Origin of the sequence: Pseudomonas sp. UBA6699, assembly GCF_002454615.1 — a bacterium.
Lineage (GTDB): Bacteria > Pseudomonadota > Gammaproteobacteria > Pseudomonadales > Pseudomonadaceae > Aquipseudomonas > Aquipseudomonas juntendi.
Genome location: NZ_DKJF01000028.1, coordinates 1 through 8,257, shown reverse-complemented (window position 1 = coordinate 8,257; position 8,257 = coordinate 1). Strand labels below are relative to the sequence as shown.

The 8,257-nt window shown below is 64.3% G+C and carries 8 protein-coding genes; 6 read left to right on the top strand and 2 right to left on the bottom strand.

The features are described from left to right. Nucleotides 1-110 precede the first annotated feature (110 nt). A complete protein-coding gene (locus B3361_RS06395; protein ID WP_054905958.1) occupies nucleotides 111-797 on the bottom strand; it encodes a histidine phosphatase family protein in 687 nt (228 codons plus the stop codon). Nucleotides 798-976: 179 nt separating this feature from the next. Between B3361_RS06395 and B3361_RS06390 the strand changes: the two genes are divergently transcribed. The 4 genes from B3361_RS06390 (at nucleotide 977) to B3361_RS06375 (ending at nucleotide 4,285) form a co-directional block, all read left to right on the top strand. Continuing rightward, nucleotides 977-1,546, top strand: a complete 570-nt coding sequence (locus tag B3361_RS06390; protein ID WP_054905957.1) for a GNAT family N-acetyltransferase — start codon at nucleotides 977-979, stop codon at nucleotides 1,544-1,546. A gap of 149 nt (nucleotides 1,547-1,695) precedes the next feature. Further along, nucleotides 1,696-2,565, top strand: a complete 870-nt coding sequence (gene tesB, locus B3361_RS06385) for an acyl-CoA thioesterase II (protein ID WP_009681790.1) — start codon at nucleotides 1,696-1,698, stop codon at nucleotides 2,563-2,565. Beyond that, a complete protein-coding gene (locus B3361_RS06380) occupies nucleotides 2,562-3,152 on the top strand; it encodes an HAD family hydrolase (RefSeq protein ID WP_029887396.1) in 591 nt (196 codons plus the stop codon). The genes tesB and B3361_RS06380 overlap by 4 nt, the downstream gene beginning before the upstream one ends. A gap of 122 nt (nucleotides 3,153-3,274) precedes the next feature. Then, nucleotides 3,275-4,285 carry a zinc-dependent alcohol dehydrogenase family protein gene (locus B3361_RS06375; RefSeq protein ID WP_054905956.1) on the top strand — a complete coding sequence of 337 codons (1,011 nt, stop codon included), beginning with the start codon at nucleotides 3,275-3,277 and terminating at the stop codon, nucleotides 4,283-4,285. A gap of 30 nt (nucleotides 4,286-4,315) precedes the next feature. On the opposite strand, the gene B3361_RS06370 is transcribed toward B3361_RS06375, so the two are convergent. Then, the gene (locus B3361_RS06370) at nucleotides 4,316-5,017 is read right to left on the bottom strand and encodes a FadR/GntR family transcriptional regulator (protein ID WP_054905955.1); all 702 of its coding nucleotides are present in this window, start codon (nucleotides 5,015-5,017) and stop codon (nucleotides 4,316-4,318) included. A 261-nt stretch (nucleotides 5,018-5,278) separates the two neighbouring features. On the opposite strand from B3361_RS06370, the gene B3361_RS06365 reads away from it, so the two are divergent. Then, a complete protein-coding gene (locus tag B3361_RS06365) occupies nucleotides 5,279-6,631 on the top strand; it encodes an MFS transporter (protein ID WP_054905954.1) in 1,353 nt (450 codons plus the stop codon). A 19-nt stretch (nucleotides 6,632-6,650) separates the two neighbouring features. Then, the gene (gene gudD / locus B3361_RS06360; protein WP_054905953.1) at nucleotides 6,651-8,006 is read left to right on the top strand and encodes a glucarate dehydratase; all 1,356 of its coding nucleotides are present in this window, start codon (nucleotides 6,651-6,653) and stop codon (nucleotides 8,004-8,006) included. The last annotated feature ends 251 nt before the right edge of the window (nucleotides 8,007-8,257 follow it).

Genomic DNA, 8,257 nt, shown 5'->3' with positions numbered 1-8,257 from the left:
CCACGGTCTGTACTGCGCTAACAGTCAGAAGCTGGCTTTATCCCTCCTCCTCCCTTCAAGTCTAATCATACAAGCTGGCTTGCCGGCGATGAGGCCCGAGCAGGCCACTGCTATTTTGCGGCGCTGGCCAGCACCCGCTGCCAGTCGGGCTCATTCAGGCGGCCGAGGATGCGTGCCTTGCCGTTACCGTCCACCGAAACGAACAGCGCGCTGGCGTAGGCGCTTTCGCGCTCGCCGCCGGCCACGTGCTGCTGGCGGGCAAAGTGATCGATGCAGCCGTTATGGGTCACCAGCACCAGGTTGTGTCCGGCACGTTTGTGCGCCAGTGCATCGCTGGCAAACTGGCTGTCGCAGCTTTCCAGCCAGTCTTCGCTGGCCACCGCCTGGCCGAGGATGAAGTGCGCGGTTTGCCGGGTGCGCAGTTTCGGGCTGCTGAGCAGGTCGGTGTTGGCCAGGCCCAGTTGGTGCAGGCCTTGGCCCACCCGCGCGGCAGCCTGGCTGCCGGCCACGGTGATGCCGGTGGGGTCGTCCAGGCACGGGCCCGGGGCGCTGTCGCAGCGTTCGGCGTGGCGGACCATCACGATCACGGCACCCTCGGCCCAGTTCTGCAGCAGGCCGCTGTCACTCAGTTGTTGCTCGTTGCCAAGGTCCACGATATGCGTCCTCGTCGCCAGCCAGGTGGTCAAGGCCGCCACGACCATGCACAAGCCAAGGGCGGCACCAAGGGCTTTGTGAGACAGGCGCCGTTTGCGCCGGGCGTGAATGGCAGGGTGCCCCAGGGTATTGCTCGATAGCATGCGTTGCTCCAGTGACAGGGCCGTGGCGGGCACGGCAGTGATGGCGGCATTTTGCTAAGCGAGCTGTCGGGGGCCGGTGAAGGGCGTGTGAAAATTGCATTCGGTTGCGGCCCGTTGGGTGAACACCGCCCCGGCGCCTACGCTGTAGACTGTAATTCGGCAAAACCGGAGCAGGCCCGATGACATCCACCCTTCAACTGGAAAGCGCCCGGCTGGTGCTGCGCCAATGGCACGACGATGACCTGCGTGAATTTGCGGCGCTGTGTGCCGACCCGCAGGTGATGCGTTACTTCCCGGCACCGCTCACACGCCTTGAAGCTGCCGCGCTGATTGGCCGCATACGCGGGCACTTCAACGAATACGGTTTTGGTTTGTGGGCGCTGGAGCGCAAGGACAGCGGTGCATTCATCGGCATGACCGGCTTGCTGCAGGTAGACTTTGACGCCGATTTCGCGCCAGCCGTGGAGATTGGCTGGCGCCTGGCCCGGCGCCACTGGGGGCTGGGTTTTGCCAGCGAAGCCGCGTGGACCTGCCTGCGCTGTGCGTTCGCCCAATTGCGCCTGAACGAGGTGGTGTCGTTCACTGCCGAAAGTAACTTGCCATCGCAGAAGGTGATGCAGGCCATCGGCATGCAGCAAGACCTGCGCGGCAGCTTCGAGCACCCGCGCCTGCCCGCAGGCCACCCGCTACGCCCGCATGTGCTGTACCGCATCGACCGTGCGCACTGGGAGCACACCCTGCGCGCCTGAATGCACAGCCATGCTCGGTGCGAATGGCAAACGCTGTATTATTTGCCCATTGAAAGGGCGCTGTGCCGCATGGGGTTCGGCGCCTGTGAGTTCGAGCGCCGCCCAGGCGGCGCAGCGCGAGCAAGGCTCGCTTCTACGGAGATGCCCCAATGAGTCATGTGTTGGACGACCTGGTCGACCTGTTGAGCCTCGAAGCCATCGAGGAAAACCTGTTCCGTGGGCGCAGCCAAGACCTGGGCTTCCGCCAGCTGTACGGCGGCCAGGTGCTGGGCCAGTCGTTGTCGGCAGCCAGCCAGACGGTCGAAGACGCGCGCCATGTGCACTCGCTGCATGGTTATTTCCTGCGCCCGGGGGACGCCAGCCTGCCGGTGGTGTACTCGGTGGACCGTGTGCGTGATGGCGGCAGCTTCAGTACCCGGCGGGTGACGGCGATCCAGAAGGGCCAGACCATTTTCACCTGTAGCGCCTCGTTCCAGTACGACGAGGAAGGCTTCGCCCACCAGGCGCAGATGCCCGACGTGGTCGGCCCGGAAAACCTGCCTACAGAAGTGGAACTGGCGCGTGCCATGGCAGACCATCTGCCTGAACGCATCCGCGACAAGGTGCTGTGCGCCAAGCCAATCGAGATTCGCCCGGTCACCGAGCGTGACCCGTTCAACCCCAAGCCAGGCGACCCGGTGAAATATGCGTGGTTCCGCGCCGACGGCAACCTGCCCGACGTGCCGGCCCTGCACAAGTACCTGCTGGCCTACGCCTCGGACTTCGGCCTGCTCACCACCGCGCTGGTGCCGCATGGCAAGTCGGTTTGGCAGCGCGACATGCAGATCGCCAGCCTCGACCATTCGCTGTGGTTCCACGGCAACCTGCGTGCCGACCAGTGGTTGCTGTATGCCACCGATAGCCCGTGGGCAGGGAATTCCCGTGGCTTCTGCCGCGGCAGCATTTTCAACCAGGCCGGGCAACTGGTGGCATCGTCGAGCCAGGAAGGCCTGATTCGCCACCGCAAGGACTGGGCATGAGCCTGCAGCAGGTGCGCAACTGGGTGTTCGACATGGACGGCACCCTGACCGTGGCAGTGCATGACTTTGCCGCCATTCGGGAGGCGCTGGGCATCCCTGCCGAGGACGACATCCTTACCCACCTGGCGGCTTTGCCAGCCGACGAAGCCGCGGCCAAGCATGCCTGGCTGCTGGAGCATGAGCGTGAGCTGGCGGAAGCCTCCACCGCGGCGACCGGGGCAGTTGAACTGGTGCGCGAACTGGCTGCGCGTGGTTGCCGGTTGGGGATACTGACCCGCAATGCGCGGGAACTGGCCCATGTGACGCTGGAAGCGATTGGCCTGGCGGACTGCTTCCCGGTGGAGCATGTGCTCGGGCGTGACGAGGCGGCACCGAAGCCGAGCCCGGATGGGTTGCTGAAGATTGCCGCGGCCTGGGGCGTGGCGCCGAGCGAGCTGGTGATGGTGGGTGACTACCGTTTTGACCTGGACTGCGGGCGCGCAGCGGGGGCACGCACGATATTGGTGAATGTGCCCGACAACCCATGGCCGCAACTGGTGGATTGGCACGCGGTCGATTGCCGGGCACTGAAGGTGATGCTGGGCTGAGTCGATAGTGCGCAGCCCGATCGCAACACAACGCCGCTGCTGCAAAGCCCGTGAAGCTTTTGCAACCCATAGACCTGTCTATGCTCATTTCCATTCCTGACGTTGATACGGAGACCCAACCCATGACCAGCAAGGCCATCTACGTTCAACCTGGCGGCGGCTACGACAAGGTCGAGGTCGGCAGCAGCGAGGCTGCGCCCCCTCAGGCCGGCGAGATCACCGTGCGCCTGCACGCCAGCTCCCTGAACTACCACGACTTCGCCGTGGTGAGTGGCATGTGGGGGCCGAGTGAGCGGCGCATCCCCATGGCCGACGGTGCGGGCGAAGTCGTTGCCGTAGGGGCCGGCGTCAGCGAGTTTCAGGTCGGCGACAGTGTCGTCAGTACGTTCTTCCCGGACTGGCTCGATGGCCAGGCCAATGTCGAAGGCTTTGCCCGGGTGCCGGGTGACGGCATCGATGGCTACGCCCGCGAACAGGTCACCGCCCGTGCCACCGCGTTTACCCTGGCACCTTCGGGCTTCAGCCATGCCGAAGCCGCCACCCTGACCACTGCCGGCCTGACCGCCTGGCGCGCGCTGATGTGCGACGACCACCTCAAACCGGGCGACACGGTGCTGGTGCAGGGCACCGGTGGCGTGTCGATCTTCGCCCTGCAGTTCGCCAAGCTGGCGGGTGCCACGGTGATTGCCACCTCGTCCAGCGATGCCAAGCTGGAGCGGCTCAAGGCCTTGGGCGCCGACCACTTGATCAACTACAAGCGCACCCCGGCGTGGGGGGACAAAGTGCGCGAGCTGACCGCTAACCGCGGTGTCGATCACGTGATCGAGGTGGGTGGCCCGGCTACCCTGGAGCAGTCGATGATCGCTGCACGGATCGGCGGGCATGTGTCGCTGATCGGCATTCTTACTGGCGTGGCCGGGCAACTGCCGCTGGTGCAGGCATTGGTGCGGCAGATTCGCCTGCAAGGGGTGCTGGTCGGTAGCCGGGCGCAGCAGCAGGCGATGGTGCGGGCCATTGATGCCAACGGTTTGCGGCCGGTGGTGGACAAGCACTTCGAGCTGGAGCAGATCGTCGACGCGTTCCGTTACCAGGAGAGCAACCGGCATTTCGGCAAGATCTGCCTGACCTGGTAAGCGTCGGGGCTGCGGTGCCGCAGTTGCCCGTCAATCCGGTAGCAGCCGGTCGCGGCTGTTGGACAGGTGCAGGCACACCGCCGCGCGTGCTGCATCCGGGTCTTGCCGGCGGATGGCATTGAGGATTGCCTCGTGCTCCAGGTTGGCCAGGTATGCCTGCGCTGCCATCTTCGACCCACTGCGCTCGGCTTGGGCCATGCGGTTGCGCGGAATCAAGCCGTTGCCCAGCTGCAGCAGCATCTCGGTGAAATACAGGTTGCCGGTGGCTTCGGCAATCAGCAGGTGAAAACGCCGGTCGGCCTCGATGCAGCTGTCACCTGCCGCCGCCAGGTCCTGGTAGTCATCCAGTGCCTGGCGCATGCGCGCCAACTGCCCTTCATCGCGGCGTAGCGCTGCCAGCGCGGCGGCCTGGCTTTCCAGGCCGACCCGCAGCTCCAGCAAGTCGCGCACATTCGCTGCGCTTTCCGCTGCAACGCGCAACCCGGCCTGGGCTTGGCGCGCCATCACGAAGGTGCCGATACCGTGGCGCGGTTCCACCAGCCCCGAGGCCTGCAACTTCGACAAGGCTTCGCGAACCACCGTGCGGCTGACCCCGTGCTCGCGTACCAAGGTGTTCTCCGACGGCAGTTTGTCGCCGGGCTTGAAGGTGCCCAGGAGAATCTGCTGGGTCAGGCTGGAGACCAGGTCATGTGCGCGGCTGTGGCCGCGTTTGTGCGCGTGATCTGGAAGCATGCTGTGGTCCACCTCTTGTTGTACTTGTATGACAAGTTAATTGCTAAAAATATTTTTTGCCCAATTTTTCGCGAGGCGAGGGTGCATTTGGAGTGCCAGTTTTTGCAAGATCGCAACATATTAGTCTTATTGCAGCTTGTATTTTGACATTTTGGCGATGTTGTTGATCTTGTCGTACAACTTCTCGGGGCCTATGCTCGTCCCCACTGCCATGTCAGACAACCCCGACCCGCACAAAAACAATTAGTGGGAGATCCACCTGTGAACGACACCCTCGCTCCGTCTGCCCGGAATGAAGGCGACGCGTTGGCCAGCGCCGTGGCCAAGGTCAAGCGCCACGTGCTGCCGCTGTTCGTCATCATGTTCATCGTCAACTACCTGGACCGCGTCAACATCGGCTTCGTCCGCCCGCACCTGGAAAGCGACCTGGGCATCAGCGCTGCAGCCTTTGGCTTTGGTGCCGGGCTGTTCTTCATCGGCTACGCGCTGTTCGAGGTGCCTTCGAACATGCTGCTGCAGAAGGTGGGGGCCCGCTTGTGGCTGACCCGCATCATGTTCACCTGGGGGCTGGTGGCCACGGCCATGGCCTTCGTGCAGAACGAAACCCAGTTCTATGTACTGCGCTTTCTGCTCGGTGTGGCCGAAGCGGGCTTCTTCCCTGGGGTGATCTACTATTTCACCCGCTGGTTGCCGGCGGCCGAGCGCGGCAAGGCGATCGCCATTTTTCTCAGCGGGTCGGCGCTGGCTTCGCTGATTTCCGGCCCCTTGGCCGGGGCATTGATGCAAATCCAGGGGCTCGGCCTGCACGGCTGGCAGTGGATGCTGTTCATCGAAGGCATGGCCTCGGTGGCGTTGTGCTTCTTCGTGTTCTTCTGGCTCGACTCCAAACCGCAGGACGCCAAGTGGCTGAGCCAGGCCGAGCAGGATGCGCTGGTCGCGACGATCGACCGTGAACAGCAAGCGCGCGAGGCGCTGGGTGCGGCCAAGCCGTCGGCCTGGAGCCTGCTCAAGGACCGCCAGATCGTCCTGTTCTGCCTGATCTACTTCTGCATCCAGCTGACCATCTACGCGGCTACCTTCTGGCTGCCGAGCATCATCAAACGCATGGGCGACCTCAGCGACTTGCAGGTCGGCTTCCTCAACTCCATCCCGTGGCTGATCTCGATCCTGGCCATGTATGCCTTCGCTGCCGGTTCTGCACGCTGGAAGTTCCAGCAGGCCTGGGTGGCAGGCGCCCTGGTGGTCGCGGCCATCGGCATGTTCATGTCCACCACCGGCGGGCCGGTATTCGCCTTTGTCGCCGTGTGCTTTGCCGCCATCGGCTTCAAGTCGGCCTCGTCACTGTTCTGGCCGATCCCGCAGGGCTACCTGGATGCTCGCATCGCGGCGGCGGTGATAGCCCTGGTCAACTCGGTCGGCAACCTCGGCGGCTTCGTTGCCCCCACCACGTTCGGCCTGCTGGAGCAGCAGACCGGCTCGATCCAGGGCGGGTTGTATGGCCTGGCGGTGACTTCGGTGCTGGCGGCAATTGCCATCTTCTTCGTGCGTACACGCCCCAAGGGCGCACATTCCGATAGCCTGAAGGGCCCCGCGGCCCTGGGCCAGACCCACTGACGACTGCGAGACGACAACCATGAATATGCAGACAACACCCGCCGTTCACACCAGCACCCCGGTGGTCACCGACCTGCGCGTGATTCCGGTGGCTGGCCACGACAGCATGCTGCTCAACCTCAGTGGCGCACATGGCCCGTTCTTTACCCGTAATGTGGTGGTACTGCGGGACAGCGCGGGCAACACGGGCCTTGGCGAAGTGCCGGGTGGCGAGGGCATTCGCCAGACCCTGGAAGACGCCCGCAGCCTGGTAGTAGGCCAGCCGATCGGTCATTACCAGCGCGTGCTCAATGCCATGCGCCAGACGTTCGCCAGCCGCGACTCGGCGGGCCGCGGCCTGCAGACCTTCGACCTGCGCATCACCGTGCATGCCGTCACGGCCATCGAGTCGGCGCTGCTCGACCTGCTCGGCCAGCACCTGAATGTGCCCATGGCGGCACTGCTTGGCGAGGGCCAGCAACGTGATGCGGTGAAGATGCTGGGCTACCTGTTCTATATCGGCGACCGCCAGCAGACCGACCTGGCCTACCGCAACGAAGCGGACAGTGACGACGACTGGTTCCGTGTGCGCCATGAAAAGGCCCTGACGCCCGAGGCGGTTGTGCGCCTGGCCGAAGCGGCCAAGCAGCGTTACGGCTTCAGCGACTTCAAGCTCAAGGGCGGCGTGCTGCGGGGGGCAGAAGAAATGGAAGCAGTGACGGCGCTGGCCGAACGCTTCCCCGAAGCGCGCATCACCCTGGACCCCAACGGGGCCTGGTCACTCAAGGAGGCCATCGCCCTGTGCCGCGACAAGCATGATGTGCTGGCCTATGCCGAAGACCCGTGCGGCGCCGAGAACGGCTACTCGGGCCGCGAGGTGATGGCCGAGTTCCGTCGCGCTACGGGTTTGCCCACGGCTACCAACATGATCGCCACCGACTGGCGGCAGATGGGCCATGCGATCCAGTTGCAGTCGGTGGACATTCCGTTGGCCGACCCGCATTTCTGGACCTTGCAGGGCTCGGTGAGGGTGGCGCAGATGTGCAACGACTGGGGGCTTACCTGGGGTTCGCACTCCAACAACCACTTCGATATTTCGCTGGCGATGTTCACTCAAGTGGCGGCTGCCGCGCCGGGTGAGATCACCGCGATCGACACCCACTGGATCTGGCAGGACGGCCAGCGCCTGACCCGTGAGCCGCTGCGCATTGTCGACGGCCATGTGCATGTGCCGGCGCGGCCGGGGTTGGGGGTGGAGCTGGATGAGGATCAACTGGCCAAGGCCCACGAGTGCTACCGCAACATGGGGTTGGGGGCGCGGGATGACAGCGTGGCAATGCAGTTCCTGATTCCGGGTTGGCGTTTTGATAACAAGCGGCCTTGCCTGGTGCGTTAAGGCTGCTGGCCTCTTCGCGGGCTTGCCCGCTCCCACAAGGATTGCACAGGATTTGAAGCCGATGCGATCGAGGTGGGAGACTCTATGGTCTCTGGTAAGGGTAGCCGCAGCATTTTCAGCGCCTGGGAGATCGAGCGCCGCCCGCGCGGCGCATCGCGAGCTGCGGTCGCTGCTTGTATGTTGTGACTGGCCTGGCGGGAGAAGATATTCTCGTCAGGCTGAAGAAGCACTTCCGGGGAGGCCGATCGCTC

Bases quoted from the DNA above. Each gene is read 5' to 3' on its own strand.
- B3361_RS06395 (WP_054905958.1), bottom strand. From the start codon at position 797: ATGCTATCGAGCAATACCCTGGGGCACCCTGCCATTCACGCCCGGCGC.
- B3361_RS06390 (WP_054905957.1), top strand. From the start codon at position 977: ATGACATCCACCCTTCAACTGGAAAGCGCCCGGCTGGTGCTGCGCCAA.
- tesB (WP_009681790.1), top strand. From the start codon at position 1,696: ATGAGTCATGTGTTGGACGACCTGGTCGACCTGTTGAGCCTCGAAGCC.
- B3361_RS06380 (WP_029887396.1), top strand. From the start codon at position 2,562: ATGAGCCTGCAGCAGGTGCGCAACTGGGTGTTCGACATGGACGGCACC.
- B3361_RS06375 (WP_054905956.1), top strand. From the start codon at position 3,275: ATGACCAGCAAGGCCATCTACGTTCAACCTGGCGGCGGCTACGACAAG.
- B3361_RS06370 (WP_054905955.1), bottom strand. From the start codon at position 5,017: ATGCTTCCAGATCACGCGCACAAACGCGGCCACAGCCGCGCACATGAC.
- gudD (WP_054905953.1), top strand. From the start codon at position 6,651: ATGAATATGCAGACAACACCCGCCGTTCACACCAGCACCCCGGTGGTC.